Source organism: Emticicia sp. SJ17W-69, from assembly GCF_051209875.1.
Taxonomy (GTDB): domain Bacteria; phylum Bacteroidota; class Bacteroidia; order Cytophagales; family Spirosomataceae; genus Emticicia.
On the sequence record NZ_JBNTQY010000001.1, the window covers coordinates 1589849 to 1605389 of the forward strand.

Annotated in this window: 13 protein-coding genes; 4 read left to right on the plus strand and 9 right to left on the minus strand. The window is 34.9% G+C overall.

From position 1 onward, the window contains the following. Positions 1-23: 23 nt before the first annotated feature. The 3 genes from ACQUQZ_RS06475 to ACQUQZ_RS06485 form a co-directional block, all read right to left on the minus strand. On the minus strand, positions 24-740 hold the full coding sequence (locus ACQUQZ_RS06475) for a hypothetical protein (RefSeq protein WP_435353989.1): 717 nt from the start codon (positions 738-740) through the stop codon (positions 24-26). A 109-nt stretch (positions 741-849) separates the two neighbouring features. Beyond that, positions 850-2529 carry a SusD/RagB family nutrient-binding outer membrane lipoprotein gene (locus ACQUQZ_RS06480; protein ID WP_435353990.1) on the minus strand — a complete coding sequence of 560 codons (1680 nt, stop codon included), beginning with the start codon at positions 2527-2529 and terminating at the stop codon, positions 850-852. Between the two features lie 105 nt (positions 2530-2634). Beyond that, positions 2635-5916, minus strand: a complete 3282-nt coding sequence (locus ACQUQZ_RS06485) for a SusC/RagA family TonB-linked outer membrane protein (RefSeq protein ID WP_435353991.1) — start codon at positions 5914-5916, stop codon at positions 2635-2637. A 434-nt stretch (positions 5917-6350) separates the two neighbouring features. Between ACQUQZ_RS06485 and ACQUQZ_RS06490 the strand changes: the two genes are divergently transcribed. Next, on the plus strand, positions 6351-7868 hold the full coding sequence (locus tag ACQUQZ_RS06490; RefSeq protein ID WP_435353993.1) for an McrB family protein: 1518 nt from the start codon (positions 6351-6353) through the stop codon (positions 7866-7868). 121 nt (positions 7869-7989) lie between these two features. Here ACQUQZ_RS06490 and ACQUQZ_RS06495 read toward each other — a convergent pair whose 3' ends face one another. The 4 genes from ACQUQZ_RS06495 to ACQUQZ_RS06510 form a co-directional block, all read right to left on the minus strand. Continuing rightward, positions 7990-9006, minus strand: coding sequence for a hypothetical protein (locus ACQUQZ_RS06495; protein WP_435353994.1), 1017 nt, complete (start codon positions 9004-9006; stop codon positions 7990-7992). Positions 9007-9049: 43 nt separating this feature from the next. Further along, positions 9050-9448, minus strand: coding sequence for a DoxX family membrane protein (locus tag ACQUQZ_RS06500; RefSeq protein ID WP_435353995.1), 399 nt, complete (start codon positions 9446-9448; stop codon positions 9050-9052). A 55-nt stretch (positions 9449-9503) separates the two neighbouring features. After that, positions 9504-9959, minus strand: coding sequence for a YHS domain-containing (seleno)protein (locus ACQUQZ_RS06505; RefSeq protein ID WP_435353996.1), 456 nt, complete (start codon positions 9957-9959; stop codon positions 9504-9506). Between the two features lie 70 nt (positions 9960-10029). Then, entirely contained in the window at positions 10030-10650 is a 621-nt protein-coding gene (locus ACQUQZ_RS06510; RefSeq protein ID WP_435353997.1) for a LysE family translocator, read from the minus strand. A 174-nt stretch (positions 10651-10824) separates the two neighbouring features. Between ACQUQZ_RS06510 and ACQUQZ_RS06515 the strand changes: the two genes are divergently transcribed. Continuing rightward, positions 10825-11361, plus strand: a complete 537-nt coding sequence (locus ACQUQZ_RS06515; RefSeq protein ID WP_435353998.1) for an RNA methyltransferase — start codon at positions 10825-10827, stop codon at positions 11359-11361. 86 nt (positions 11362-11447) lie between these two features. Here the strand turns inward: ACQUQZ_RS06515 and pheS are convergent, their stop codons facing one another. Next, the gene (gene pheS / locus ACQUQZ_RS06520; protein ID WP_435354000.1) at positions 11448-12476 is read right to left on the minus strand and encodes a phenylalanine--tRNA ligase subunit alpha; all 1029 of its coding nucleotides are present in this window, start codon (positions 12474-12476) and stop codon (positions 11448-11450) included. 276 nt (positions 12477-12752) lie between these two features. Here pheS and ACQUQZ_RS06525 point away from each other — a divergent pair, with 276 nt between their 5' ends. Further along, complete coding sequence (locus ACQUQZ_RS06525) at positions 12753-13139, plus strand: LytR/AlgR family response regulator transcription factor (protein WP_435354001.1); 387 nt, start codon at positions 12753-12755, stop codon at positions 13137-13139. A 167-nt stretch (positions 13140-13306) separates the two neighbouring features. Here ACQUQZ_RS06525 and ACQUQZ_RS06530 read toward each other — a convergent pair whose 3' ends face one another. Beyond that, positions 13307-14038: a M15 family metallopeptidase gene (locus ACQUQZ_RS06530; RefSeq protein WP_435354002.1), complete on the minus strand. Its 732-nt coding sequence runs from the start codon at positions 14036-14038 to the stop codon at positions 13307-13309. A 150-nt stretch (positions 14039-14188) separates the two neighbouring features. On the opposite strand from ACQUQZ_RS06530, the gene ACQUQZ_RS06535 reads away from it, so the two are divergent. Continuing rightward, positions 14189-15424: a nucleoside recognition domain-containing protein gene (locus ACQUQZ_RS06535; protein ID WP_435354003.1), complete on the plus strand. Its 1236-nt coding sequence runs from the start codon at positions 14189-14191 to the stop codon at positions 15422-15424. The last annotated feature ends 117 nt before the right edge of the window (positions 15425-15541 follow it).

A 15541-nucleotide genomic window follows, 5' to 3' on the forward strand; every position in this document is an offset into this window, starting at 1 on the left:
TACATTTTGCAATCAAGAATCAATTATTTTACAATAAATGAAATTTGGCAATTTGAGTTTGCTTCAGATACTGAAGTTGGGTCTGCACAAATTGAATCTGGATTCCAAGTATTGAATACTTGGCCATCAGTTGTATAGAGTACCCAAGTTACAATAAAGTTATCTTCAGCCACATCACCATAAGCTGCTGTTTCGGCCGGTCTTAACCAAGCGTTATCAGGGCGTGGTCTTGAAGGGTTACTGAATACGTTTACAGCATTTACTTTGTCATATTTAACAGTGGCTGTTTTGTATGCATTATAAATCTGTTGTGGAGTAATACTAAAAGTATTCCACTGACGGTTTGCTGCTGGTGATGAAATAGTAGTAATTAATTTACCTTTACCATTGCCACTCAAATCAGCTACTTTAGGGTTACCATCAGGGTCATTGTATGACTCCAACATTCTAACATAAATTTCAATTTTATTAACTGCCAGTTTATTATCCAAAGATACCCAACGAGTTTTTAAATCTACTTTCGCTGTATTTTGAGCTGCTTTAGGGAAGTTTTTAGCATTGTTAACCTCATAAGGTTGAGGTCTTGCTAATAAATTTCCATTAAATGCAATACCATCAAAAACAGTAAAAGCATGAACACCTGGAAGGAACGTTGGTAGAGGATTCAATGACTCATCTCTACATGCACTAAATGCAAGTAATAGCGAAATCACTAACGAAAGACTTAATATTTTTTTCATTTCTAATTACGTTTAAAATTTTAGATACAAGATTGGAGATTTGAGATATGAGATTTGAAATAAATTTATATTATTTCTTGAATTTCATATCCCAAATTCATTATCTAATTTAGAACTCCCATTTAAGTTTAACTTTATCCCAGAACACAGGGTCTCTGTCAAAAATTACTTCTGTCAATTTAGCTGTTGCATTTGGGTTCAAGCTTCCTTCTTGTGAAGTATAAGGTAAACGCAAAGCATATTGTCTTGGTGGTTTGATGATTGGGTTATTCACTTGTGATGGGAATCCAGTACGACGCATCGCATTCCAGATTTCCATTCCTTGTCCCCAAGAACTGAACCATACTTGTTTCAAAACAACGTTCAATTTAGCAGAATTTGTAGGAGCAGCATCATATAATTTTAATTGAGCCGCTACATAGTCGCTGATTGCAGTAGCTGAAGGAGCCACAGAGTTGGCAGCATCAACTTTAGTACCTAAAGCAGCAACACGAGCAATATGCTCTTTAATAGCAGCTTCAAAAATTGCTCTTGCATCACCACTACCACCACCATCTAAGATAGCTTCGATTTGGTAATACTTCATGTTATTACTTGTGATTAATGGCCAAATACCATTTCCTGAACCTCTACCACCAGTTAAGGCTCTTGGAGTTACAGTTCTACCACCATATAATCCACCAGCAGGGTAACAACCTGGAGCAGTACGCAATGCACCATCTTGAGGTACACCAGTATTATCTCCTCTGTCACGACCGAAGAAACCTGCAATATATTTTAAATCATCAGCAGATGGATCTGAACCAAAAACGGTTTTCCATTTAGCTAAGAAAGCAGGTTTACGTACTAAATAAGTACCACCGTAAGGAATAGTACCTCTATCAGTAGGATTCGACGGGTCAAGAATAGTGTTTGTTTGACGATAGAAATAGAAATCCAAACGTGGGTCTTTGTTGAAAATCATTTCTTCCATCAATTGGTGTGCAGGATACGCAAAACCATTATCTGCTAAATAAGCCGATTGGAACCATGGATGACGACCTTCTGGTGAAGAAGCTGAACTGAAGTTGAAAGTAAAGTCATCAGCTGGTGCAGTGATATAACCACCTGCTGCAATGGCTGCATTCAAATCAGCATTACCAGTTGCACGCCCTTTTCTTGAATTTAACAATAAACGAATCTTAACTGACTTTGCGAATTTAATCCATTTAGCAGCAGAACCACCATACATAAAGTCCGCAGAAGCAGCCAATGGATCAGCAGTCACTTTTGAAAGGTTTACAACAGCTTCATCACATAGTTTAATTAATGCCTCATAAATATCTGAGTCTTTATCAAACTTAGGTGTTGTAATAGCTGTTTCAGCATTTCCTTTCCAAGCTTCGCTATAAGGACAGTCTCCAAAAGTATCTACAAAATTACCAGTTGCAAAGGCCTTCAATGCTTGAGCTACACCCAAATAATGCGGGCTGTTAGCACTTGAATTGATGATAGCTTCTACGTTGCTCATGTTACGGTAGAATGCATTCCATGTGCCATTATAAGATTGATTATTTAAATCAAAATTATCCGCACTACTTAATAATCCCGCAAAACCCATTGCATTATCATTTACAGCTGTTACAGCATTGATTGCCGCATACTCTGCTGTTGGTAATAAAAGCTTGGCAGAAGCCACAGTTGGGCTATTTGGGCTTTGATTAATATCTAAATCAGTCAAGTCGCAAGAACTCAGCACGCTTATTAAAGCTGTGGTAAGTGCTATTTTTGATATATATTTTAATTTCATCTCTTATTTTTTTTTAGGTATGAGAAATTAGCTGTTAGGTTTAGGATTAGGTTTCCTTACATTTTCAATTTATTAGTTCCTAAATCCTATCTCCTAAATCCTAAATTAGAACGATACTGATAAGTTAATTCCGTAACGACGAGTTGAAGGTGCAGCTCCTAAGTCAAAACCTTGAATGTTTGAATCAGCAAAGTTTGATAAAACTTCTGGGTCAAAGTTCAAGCCTGTCAACATGTTAGGAGATTTGAACCATAAGTTTCTTCCCGAACCAGAGATTCTCAAACCACCGATAAATGGCAATGTTTTTTTCAAGAATGCTTTTGGAACATTATATCCTAATGAAACTTCACGTAAACGAATAGTAGTGATGTCATAGATATTAGTTTCATCAGCACCATACGCACCATAACCATTTGAGAAATGAGATTGGAACGCTGTCATTGGAATTGTATTAGGTATAGTTTTACCACTTTCATCAAGCAATGGCTTGTATGTTTGTGGGTCACCTAAGATACCTGGAATTACACGCATACCTTCACGATCTTCAGAGAATTTCAACTGACCTCTCAATAATAGTGAAGCCGCAGTTGCAGAGAACATACTTCCACCTACACGGTAGTCCATCAAAGCAGTCAAAGTAAATCCTTTAAATGTGAATGTGTTAGTCCAACCAACAGTATATTTAGGAGCTGGGTTAGCCAAAATCTCAGAAGTAGGGTTTTGTAATGGCAAACCAGTAGTTGGGCTGATCAATACATTACCTTGGTCGTCACGAGCATTTTTAGAACCATAAATCATACCATAAGGGAAGCCATTGCGGTGCATAGTACCTGTTGATGATAGACCAGTACCACCTAAGAATAATTCACCACTTGGGCCAGCGTCAACAACTTCTGAACGAAGACGAGTATAAGCTACAAATGAATTCCATGTGAAACCATTGTTCAATTTGATAGGCACTAAATTTAAGCCTAATTCCCAACCACGGTTGATGATTTTACCAGCGTTAGTTGCTTTGTAATCAAAACCAGAAGATGTAGGGATACGAGCTGTTACAATCAAATCTGTTGATACACGATTAAAATAAGCGAGGTCAACTCCGATACGATTTTTGAAGAATTGTAATTCTGTTCCTAATTCGTACTCAGTTGTAAACTCAGGCTTCAATGTAGCATTGCTCAATACAGTTGGCAAACTTGTTGCTGAAATTGGTGCACCACCATAGTATTGTACAGCAAAGTTATAAGAAGTAAATACTTGATATGGATCAGCATCTTTACCAACTTTTGCAATGTTAGCACGGATTTTACCAAAACTCAAGATATTTGTAGGCAATTTAAACGCTTCAGTAAAGATGAATGAACCACTTACTGATGGATAAATGTAACTATTGTTGGCTGCAGGCAAAGTAGATGAATGGTCATTACGAACTGTTGCAGTTAAGAACGCATAATTATTATACGATACACCATATTCAGCAAAATATCCATACAAACGTCTTTTGCTTGAGAATTCATTAGCAAATTGAGTGTTTGTTCCACCTACGATCAATAAGTTAGGGTCAATGATTGTTTGACCAACTACATTACTAATATTTTTGTAACGTTGATTGGCATTGAAACCAACTAATAAGTGCATATTAATTTTTTCAGTAATATCTTTATTTGCTGATGCTAAGAACGTGAAATCTAATTCAGTGTTAGTGATATCGGCACGTGTAACTGAACCCAAAGGCACTGAGTTACCACCCGGACGATACACATTTCTACGTGTTTCAGCATAAGTATTTATACCACCTTTGGCAGTTACATTCAACCAAGGAGCTACATCGTAAGTCAAGGCCATGTTCCCAAATACACGATTTACCTTACTGTTATAAGTATTGTATTTAGCAGTCCAAAGAGGATTGTCTAAGGCACGGTAGAATACGTTTGCACCAGTAACTGGATTTTCAAATGGCAAACCATTCAAGTCGAAGTTACGTGGTAAATAAAACAAACGAGAGTAGATTGAACCTGTTGCAGCTAAACCACCGTAGTCAGCATAATAACCTGCACCTGATTGTGGAGAAGCTTGGTTTGTACTTACATAGTTAACATTACCACTCAAAGTGATTTTGTTAGTCAATGTTGCATTTCCACCAAAATTCAAAGTAGTACGGTCAGAACTTGAACCTGGGATAATACCTTTGTTAGTAGTACGTGAAGCACCTGCACTAATAGTAGTAGTATTACCAGTTGAGCTAATATTGAAACTGTTTTCAATTACGTGACCTTGACGGAAGAAACCACCAATGATATCGTAAGGCTTCAATTCATAAGGAACTGCATTTCCTTTAGCATCTAATAATTCAGGGAATGCTGTTTTGTAACGAGCTGCACCATAAGCAACACCAGTGATGGGGTTTGGAACAAAACCAGCAGCATAATTACCATCAATGATTTTTGAATAACGTTCGAAACCTAATGCTTGGTTGATACGGTCAACTTCTGCTGGGAATGCAGAACCCCAGTTTCCAATGAATCCACCATTATACGTTTGGTTTGAACCTTGTGTATATGAATCTTGGTAATCTGGTACAGTAGAGATTTTTTCTGTAGAGTAAGAGGTATTGTATGTTACTTCTAAACCTTTTTTTGCATTTTTACTACCAGCTTTAGTTGTGATAACAACCACACCATTGGCAGCACGAGAACCATAAAGAGCCGAAGCTGCAGCACCTTTCAAAACTGTTAATGACTCAACGTTGTTTGGATCGATGTCATACGCACGGTTTGATGTTACTGTATTTTGGTTAAAACCATCAGTAGCATTTACTGAGTTGTCAAATGGAATACCATCTACCACAAATAAAGGTTGGTTGTTTCCTGAGAAAGAGTTAGCACCACGGATGGTAATACGAGTTGCTTGTCCTGGAGCTCCACCACCTGAAATAATGTTTACACCTGGTACTTTACCATTCATTGCACGCAATGCATCTGGCTCAGAGCGTTGTTGTAAACTCTCGGCACTTACACTTGAAACTGCATACGCCAAAGCTTTTTTCTCTCTTTGGATACCAATAGCAGTAACAACTACTTCTGACAACTGTTTTGTGTCGGCACCAAGCGATACATTTACAACCGACTGGCTGCCTAATTTTACTTCTTGGGTATTCATACCAACAAAACTGAATACCAAAGTACTCCCACTCACAGCCTCAATTGAGTAGTTACCCTCTACGTCGGTTTGAGAACCTTTAGAAGTACCTTTTACTTGCACCGAAACACCCGGTAATCCAGAGCCATCATCTGATGACGTTACTTTACCTGTAATCTTCTTGCCTTGTGCCATTACAGCAAAGGACATGATGACTCCCAGCAAACTAAGAAGTAGATTCTTCTTCATGTACATTTTAGTTTAGGTTTATAATTAAAGAAACATTAGGTACAAAAATACTTATTTTAAACAAATAATAAAACAAGAACCTTGCACATTCTTGGATTAAACATATAATAATTTTCATAAATGACGAAATAAAATTGGCAAAATTTGTAAAATTCTTTATATAGTTATTTTTAATATCAAAAGAATGCAATACTTTTAGTTTATTTTATAAATATGCACTTATCCCAAATATAGTTTTGGTATTAGACGTATATACACAATTTTAATCTTTGTCAGAATGAATAATTTAGTGATTTTTACTCATAATATTAAATTTTGAAAATTCTTGAAAAAATGCAATCTTTACAATCCAAAATTTAGTATGCAAGACGAATATTTTATCGACAAAATGCTTTATTGTAACTATCTTGTAAAAAAATATATAGACCAAATCTATGATCATAGTACCTAAGCAAAAAGAAGTCCTCATTAAAAAACTTCAAGAAATTGACAATCGGGAAGCATGTCTCAAGTTTTTTGTACTTTTACAAGAACTCATCGAAGTAACGAACTTTGATATTGATGACCCAAGAATCGCTTTTTCAGTTAGAAAAGATAAAGGAATCACTGCTAATATTAACTTCTACGCAGCCCTAAAACTGTATCGACAAAATGGCGTTTGGCTCGATTTAATGTTCTTTAAAAGAGATGAATCTTTGTTTAATAAATATAAAGGGATTAAAATTTCAAGGCTTGCTGATAGCTCTGATTTCTTATACATACAAATTCCTTTTGAACAAAAACATATCCTTGATGATACTAAGGTAATGAGTGCTTGGCAGCATTGCTTAGAAGAATTGAAAGCTACTGCGGTGTCGAGCATGAAGAAAGAACACCATAATCATTATATGTATCAGGTTGCTGAAAGTGAAAGCCTCCGTAATGAATTATTTTGGGAAATAGCAAATCCAGATAAAGTCTATACTTTGGAAAATACCCCAAATACCATTTATGAAACAGAATCAAAGTATGTTATTAAATTAAATATCCCACTAAACTTAATATTTTATGGCCCTCCTGGCACTGGAAAGACTTTTGAAGTACAAAAAATATCCCAAAATGTTGATAATCAATTTGTGACTTTTCATCAATCATATAGTTATGAAGATTTTTTAGAGGGAATTCGCCCTATCTCTAAAAACGGACAAATATATTATGAAGTACTGAAAGGTGTTTTTTATCAATCTTGCTTAGCAGCCCTACAAAAAGCTGGCTATAAAACATTTATGGATGCTATTGAAGATTCTAAAGAAAGCCGTGAATTGAAATTTAAACAAGCTCCAAGCGAGTTATTGATTATTGATGAAATAAATCGGGCAAATATTTCTAAGGTCTTTGGCGAGCTTATTTCGCTCATTGAAGATGATAAAAGACTTGGTGCAAAAAATGAACTGTGGCTTACTTTACCTTATTCTCAAGAAAGTTTTGGAGTGCCAGCAAACCTACATATTGTTGGAACAATGAATACCGCTGATCGTTCTATTGCTTTGTTGGATGTTGCGTTGAGGCGAAGATTTTCATTTCAAGAAATGATGCCACAACCGCACCTGTTAATAGAAGTAGAGGGAGTGAACTTAGAGAAGCTTTTAAGTAAAATTAATCAGAGAATTGAATTTTTGATTGACCGTGATCACACGATTGGTCATGCGTATCTAATTGATTGTCAGTCGATTATGCAGTTGTGTAAGGTATTTGTGCATAAAATTATTCCTTTGCTTCAAGAATATTTTTATAATGATTGGGAGAAAATTAGACTCGTTTTAGGAAATGATTTGGTGCTTCGTGAAACCTTGAAAACCAAAACTATTTTTGGCCAAAATTTAGATGATTTTGAAGATGAGTCCTATCGTTATTTTATTAATCCTGATTTAATTACAGGTGAAATAGGAGCGGAGATATTTTTGAATTTGTAATTTGTCGCTTTTGAGAAAAACTGTTGCCTAATTGAAATTGAAGGCAACAGTCTTTTAAAAACACTTATACTTACTTTTAAAACCGTTCCGTTCTCTAAGCGAAACCGAAGGGAACGTGAGCTTACCCAAAATGTTGCTTCACAATTGTTAGAATATCCCCAAAAGGCATAGGTTTTATGCCTTTTTTTTGATTTTGAATACTTATATCAGCTGCACGTCTCCAGTGCCACATCAAATCTCGATAGGCTTGCCAAAGAAAATATTTCGGGTCATAGATATGACCAGGGTCAGAACTTACACCATTTAATTCCATGATTTTAATATTCTTGCCTTCATAAAGTTCTTCTATACTCGACACTTTTATGTCAAAACGCCCATAAAAAAAACCGTCATAGCTTTTGGAAATTTCGGTAAAAACTTCATCTAATTTCCTATTAATCAGGTGATTAACGTTAATAAACTTCGTTCCGCGACAATGATTGCCGATAGGTTCGAGTAAGCGTTTTTCACCCAAAGGTAGTATTTCGTTGATCTCTTCGCCCATACGTTTTTGCAAAGACTCTAACTGAAATCTGGCACGTGTATCTTGTAAAATCAATGCTTCAATGCTTGATTTGCCGTCACCCGTAACTGTCAAAAATTCTTTCATAGTCAAAGAAGAAACTTTACCCAATTTTTCGCTGGGTAAACGACTAAAAAGCACACCCAATTCGATAGGAAAAGTAACAAATTCTTGAATTAAATAATCTTCAGAAATATGGGTATGGTATTTTAAAAGCTCTTCTTCTGAATGGATTTTTTCTACTGAATTTCCTCTTTCTCCAACATTTGGTTTGGCAATAATTGGATAAGGTAAGTTATTGTTTATCAGTAAACTAATTGTTTTTTTAAAAGAGGTTTGCTTTGCTATAAAGACAGTTTTTGCTAAATATTTGGGCGAAATATTTTTTAGAATCTCGGTCTTATGTTCGCCATAAAAACCTCCTGCTTCAATGCTGGGATTGACTGCCGTAAAATATGCCAAAGATTTGGCACGTATAGCTTGGTAAATCCAATATGGAGCCATTGGTAAATAAAACACCCACCATGACCAATATTCGTAATTAAAAAATTTCACTAAAAATAAGGGAGTTCGCATAATATTGCACGACGGGTTTCCTAACCAGTCAAGGTTTAACGGGTTAGGAAACCCATTTTACAAAAATAGTTGATATAAAATTTTGTACTTTCATACGTTCAAAAAATAATACAAATGCACAACAAAGAAAAGTGATTAGGGCCATACCAAAAAGTTGTCCGCCATCATTCTGTACTTCTATGCCAAGAATTGTGAGGTGAGAAGCAATTGCACCAGCCATTACACCGATGCCTAAAATTGCACCTATCCAAGAAGTTCGAGGAATAAGCAATAAGATGGAAGCAATGAGTTCGGCAATACCTGAACCAATTCGGCCGAAAGGTTCGATGCCGAGTGTTGAGAAAATATAGACACTTTCGGGCTGTGCTGTAAATTTAAAATATAATGTTTGTAACATGATAATTGCAGCGATAAATCGTGCTATCAATTGAAGTGTTTTCATTTTTAGGAAGATTGTTTATTGTTTAAATGATTGATAGTTAGTGATATATGAATAATCATTTGAGTATTTTTATCCAATTTATATCTGCTTGCTTTTTTAATTTTGCTTCGTTTTTATTCCAATCATCCAGCGTATTTGAGAAAAAATTCTTGTAAAAAAGATTCAGAGTTCCGTTGACAATTTTATAATTTTCAGGGTCAACTTCTACTTTCTCGCCCTTTGTACCCATCGCAAAAGCACACCAGCCACCATAAGCAGGTTCATATTTGGAGGGATTTTTTTTGAATAATTCCAAGTTTTCATTAGAAGAAAATTTATAGCTAATCCCATCTTGGATATAAGAAATTTTCCCTTTTAGTGGTTTTCCTAAAAAATAACTTACAGGATCATAGCCCGAGATTGCAACTCCTTTTTCAATAAGAAAGTGTTTTTGACGTATCGTCCCATGTACTGTTTCTTGCGAATAAGCAACGAATGATAATAAAACTAAAAATACGGTTATTTTTTTCATTTTGTTTTTGATTGTTATAATACAAAGGTATTGGTTCTGAATTTTACGAATTGTCGGGAAAATGACAGATTTAAGCAAAAATTTTAATTGCTTGAAGAATCGCTAAACTTAAAAAAGTATAACCAAAAATGTGATTAACTGAGTAGCGTTGTAAGATTGATGTAATGCGTTGATGATAACGGTGAGCAAACTTGGCGTATAAGTATAAAATACTAAAAGCTCCAGCCGCCGTTCCTAAAACAAAAGCGAGTTTAGTGCTTAAATCATTGATTATAAAATACTTATGTAGATAAGCCAGTACAAAAAACCAAAAAGGAAATAATTGCGGATTCAACATTCCAAGCGAAAAACCTTTGATGAAATTAATGTTTTGGCTATGTTTTTCTGAGTGTATATGCTTGTTAGATGTTGTTTTTTGAAAGATATTTATCAATCCTATGATAGAAAAGATTGGAATGATGAGAAAGTTTAAAAACTCGATAATGGATTGGTTGTTTTGTAGAAAAAACAAACCTTTCAAGGCCAAAGATGAATAAATGATTTCGGGGATACTACCACCAATAGCTACTAAAATACCCGCAGAAAAATTACGATTCAAGGTTGTTTGAATCACTGCCAAATTGACGGCACCAATATGTATTGAGCCGGCGAAACTAATCAATGCTACAAGAAAAAATAAGATAAAATCCATCGTTTTTTTGATTTATGCTGCAAAGTAATGGCTTTAAATACAAAACAAATGTCTTGCTGCCGACAGTATTTATCAGTTTTTAAGTAGAATCCTCAATGCGTTGTTTGCCAAGTTCCACTAAGGCATTCTCCATTATTTTTGGTAAATTGCGGAAAATTAGAAATTAAGGAAAAGATGAGAAAACTTCAAATGGATGAATTGAACCGGCTGTCGGTGGAAGATTTTAAAGAAACGAACAAGAATAATTTTTGTATAATATTAGATGATGTCAGGAGCATGAATAATGTTGGTTCGGCTTTTCGTACAGCCGATGCTTTTTTGACTGATAAGATTTATTTATGTGGTATTACAGCAAAGCCGCCTCATAGAGAAATAGAAAAAACCGCTTTGGGTTCAACAGACTCTGTGTCTTGGGAATACCATGAAAGTATTATAGAATTGATTGAACAACTAAAAGCACAAGACTATATTGTGTTGGCAGTGGAACAAGTAGAAAATAGCTTAAAATTGAATGATTTTCAGCCAAAAACTAACCAAAAATACGCTTTTGTATTTGGGAATGAGGTTTTTGGTGTAAATGAAAAGGTAGTAGAAATGGCCGATAATTGTTTAGAAATTCCACAATTTGGCACAAAACATTCACTCAATATTTCGGTAACAGTAGGTATTATTTGTTGGGATTTTGTGAGTAAAATGACCCTCCGCCCCTAAAGAGAAGCTTCTGTTTATATGTAATAGAAAAAAATAGATTGTTTCAATTCATTGAAACAATCTATTTTTTTGTTAGCTCGGGGGGCTTAAAACTGTCTCAAAAACCTTACATCGTTTTCAAAGAAAACACGCAGGTCATTGATTCCGTATCGGAGCATTGTGATACGCTCGATACCCATACCAAAAGCAAAACCCGTATATTCTTCAGAGTCGATACCACTATTTTTTAAAACATTTGGGTCAACCATACCTGAGCCAGCAATTTCTACCCAACCAGAATGTTTACAAATATTACAACCAGAACCTTTACAGATAAAACATGAAATATCAATTTCGGCACTTGGTTCGGTAAATGGGAAATAACTCGGACGCAAACGTATCTTGGTATCTTTGCCAAACATTTCTTTTGCAAAATGATAAAGTGTATCTTTCAAGTCCTTGAAACTTACATTTTTATCTACATATAAACCTTCGATTTGATGAAACTGGCAATGGGCTCTTGCTGAAATGGCTTCATTGCGATAAACCCGACCAATCATCAACGAGCGAATCGGTGGTTTTTTACGTTCCATTAAGCGAACTTGCACATTCGATGTATGCGTACGAAGCAAAACATCATCTTTTTGTATATCTTTCTTTTCCACAAAAAAAGTATCTTGCATCTCACGAGCAGGATGGTCTTCAGGGAAATTTAAGGCTGTAAAATTGTACCAATCAGTTTCGATTTCAGGCCCATCTTCATGATTAAAACCCATCCGAGCAAAAATCTCTAATACACGTTGACGGGTTAGGGTAAGCGGGTGAATCGTACCAGCAAAATTGGGTGCGACAGGCATCGTTAAATCAAGACCACCTTGATTGGCAGAATCGTCAGCACTTTGTTCAATCGCTTCTGTAAAAACCTTCAATTGTTGTTCTGCAAGGTTTTTTAACTTATTAAGTTCTTGTCCAACTGCTCTTTTTTGGTCATTTGCAACAGTTTTAAACTCCTCAAATAAATCATTTAAAATACCTTTTCGGCTAATATATTTTATCCGAAATTTATCTAAGTCATCTTTATTACTGACTATTGCTGAGTTTACTTCCTCAAATAAAGTTTGAATCTTGTCTAACACCTGTGTACCGTTTAATAAAATTTAGCACAAATATATAAATATTGTCAGAATCTCCCATAATTTTACTTATCAAATAGAAAATGATATACCAAATGTAGGGTATTTATCAATACGTAGTATTACGCATTTTGATAAGGGATTTTACTTGAAATTATTATTGTTTTATTTGTAAGTAGTTGATAATTAGCTTTTTACGTATTTTGCTGAGGTTTAAGCTAATTTGCATACTTATTTTTTAAGGGTTAAGTTTGAAGTATAAACTTTCCTCAAGAAGAAATGAATCAACTACTCAATACTTCAAACTGCTCAATAAGAAAAACTTTAGATTCAAAAAGTAAACTAATTAAATTACACTATTCGAATCGTTTTGTAACAATACCTGTTGAAAAAATAATTCGTTTAGAAGGTGATTGTAATTATACTGTTGTACATACCCAAAATAACCAGTATGTCTCTTCACGGACTTTAAAACATTTTGAAGATATTTTAGATGATAATATTTTTGTGAGAGTACATAAATCGCATATTGTAAATATGCTGCATATTAAAGATTTACAACCAGCGTGTTTTGAAATAAAATTTGAAAAGGGAAATCCAATTGAAGTTTCTCGTCGTAAATTAAAAGAGGTTGTTAAAAAATTTGCAATTTACAGATTTAAGTAGATATTTTTGTTTACTGAAGTATTAAAGATTTTGGTATTATATTCTTTTCATAATACTTTTTAGTGGTTAGGTGATGAACAAAGCAACCGTCTTCTGGATGGTTGCTTTTTGCTTTTTTATAGAGATAAAAATCGAGATTAGAAAATATTTTTCTGTAAAAATGACCTTTATTCAATGATTTTATAAAGGGCTTTTGCCCTGATACGTGCCATTGCATTGAAATGCCACCATTCACTTTCTATTCGCCCATAACCTGCTTTTCTCATGGCATTTCTCAAGATTAAGCGATTATCCAGTTGATTTTGACTCAATTGTTTTGTTTTCAACATGAACGACTCTAAACGTGGGTAGGCTAAATCACCAAAAAAATCATAACTTGTACCCATATCTAAAGGTTTTTGCGTAGTTAAATCATACACCGTTAAATCAACCGCCGAACCAAAATTATGTATCGAAGCAATTACTGGATTGGAAACAAAATCTTCTCGTTTTTTTGGCGGAATACTATCTAATAAATTCCAAAAAGTATATTGAACACTCAAGGGGCGTGCAGCATCATAGACCAAAAGCCGATAGTTTGGATATTTTTCTTTTAAAAATTGATTAGCTTTTGCTAACATTTGAGCAGGATTGACTTGCAAATATGCTTTTGTGAGATCGCCATAAACATCGGTATGAACAAAATTATCGGTGGTTGAATATTTTAATTCTACCATGATAGTAGAATCAATTGTTTGAATATCAACCAAGCCTTGCGAAATCATACGTTGCTCGATTTCAGAAATAATTGGTTTTGGAGCAATGACGATAGTATCTTTTTTTGTAGAAACAGTATCAATTTTTTGTATGGTTTCGGTTTGAGTTTTTGTTTGACAACTCCAGGCTAAAAAGAGGGTCATTGGTATAAAAATTTTAAATAGAATGCTAATTTTGGGCATTGTTTGGAGGATTATTTTTTTTGTATGAAAATCAAATTTCGCTTAAAAAAAACAAAAAATCGTGGTTTTTTCTTAAATTAGCCACAAATCTACTATTAAACCTTAAAATTTATGGCATTAAACTACATTTGGGTAGCTTTTTTTCTAATAGCATTCGTTGTTGCGTTATTGAAACTCATCATTACAGGTGATACTGAAATTTTTAAAATTATTATTGAAGGGATGTTCGACTCCTCAAAAATGGCAGTTATGGACATTGCTTTACCTCTGGCGGGAGTAATGACTTTTTTTCTGGGTATTCTAAAAGTTGGTGAAGAGGCGGGTGTTATCAGACGAATGGCAAAAATTATAGGGCCCTTTTTTAGTAAGTTATTTCCAGAAGTACCAAAAGACCACCCAGCCAATGGTCAGATGATTATGAACTTTTCGGCAAATATGCTGGGTCTCGACAATGCCGCTACACCATTTGGGCTGAAAGCAATGCAGAGCTTGCAAGAATTAAATCCAAGTAAAGACACTGCTTCTAATGCTCAAATTATGTTTATGGTGCTACATAGTGCTGGTCCAGTTTTGATTCCAATAAGTATCATGGCACAGCGAGCTATATATAATGCTGCCGACCCCGCTGATATTTTCATCCCAGCCCTCATTTCGGTTTATATTGCTACTCTTACAGGAATGCTGTTTGTAGGAATCAAGCAAAAAATCAATTTCTTTGATAAGACTTTACTTTCATGGCTTTTAGGACTGACAGGATTTATCGGGTTTGTTTTATGGTATTTTGCTGGTTTACCCAAAGAAGAAATCGAAGCAACTTCCAAAGTAGCGAGTAATTTAATATTGATGACTTTTATTATGGGATTTATTGGCGGAGCAGTTTATAAAAAAGTAGATATTTTCCCAGCTTTTATTGAAGGTGCTAAAAGTGGTTTTGAAACATCTATCAAGGTTTTGCCATATTTGGTAGGCTTGTTAGTAGCCATTGGTGCGTTTCGAAATTCAGGAGCTTTAACCTTTATTGTTGATGCCTTAAAATGGATTTTTAGTTTGACAGGCATGAATACCGATTTTACCGATGCCTTACCTACGGCTCTGATGCACCCACTAAGTGGCAGTGGTTCACGAGCCATGATGATTGATGCGATGAAAACTTATGGTGCAGATTCATTCGTAGGGCGACTTTCATGTGTATTTCAAGCTTGCTCCGATACCATTTTATATGTTTTAGCATTGTATTTTGGCTCAGTAAATATCAAAAATACTCGTTATACGCTTGTTGCAGGTTTATTGGCAGATTTAGCTGGTGTGATTACTGCCATTATTGTTTCATATATTTTCTTTCATTGAGTTTGGATTTATGTAAAGCCAAATGTGGTACGTCTGAAGTTTTTTGACTAACAAAGTTTTTATCTAAGACGTGCCACATTTTATCTGTCCGCTTTTGCCATCCATGACCATTTAGCC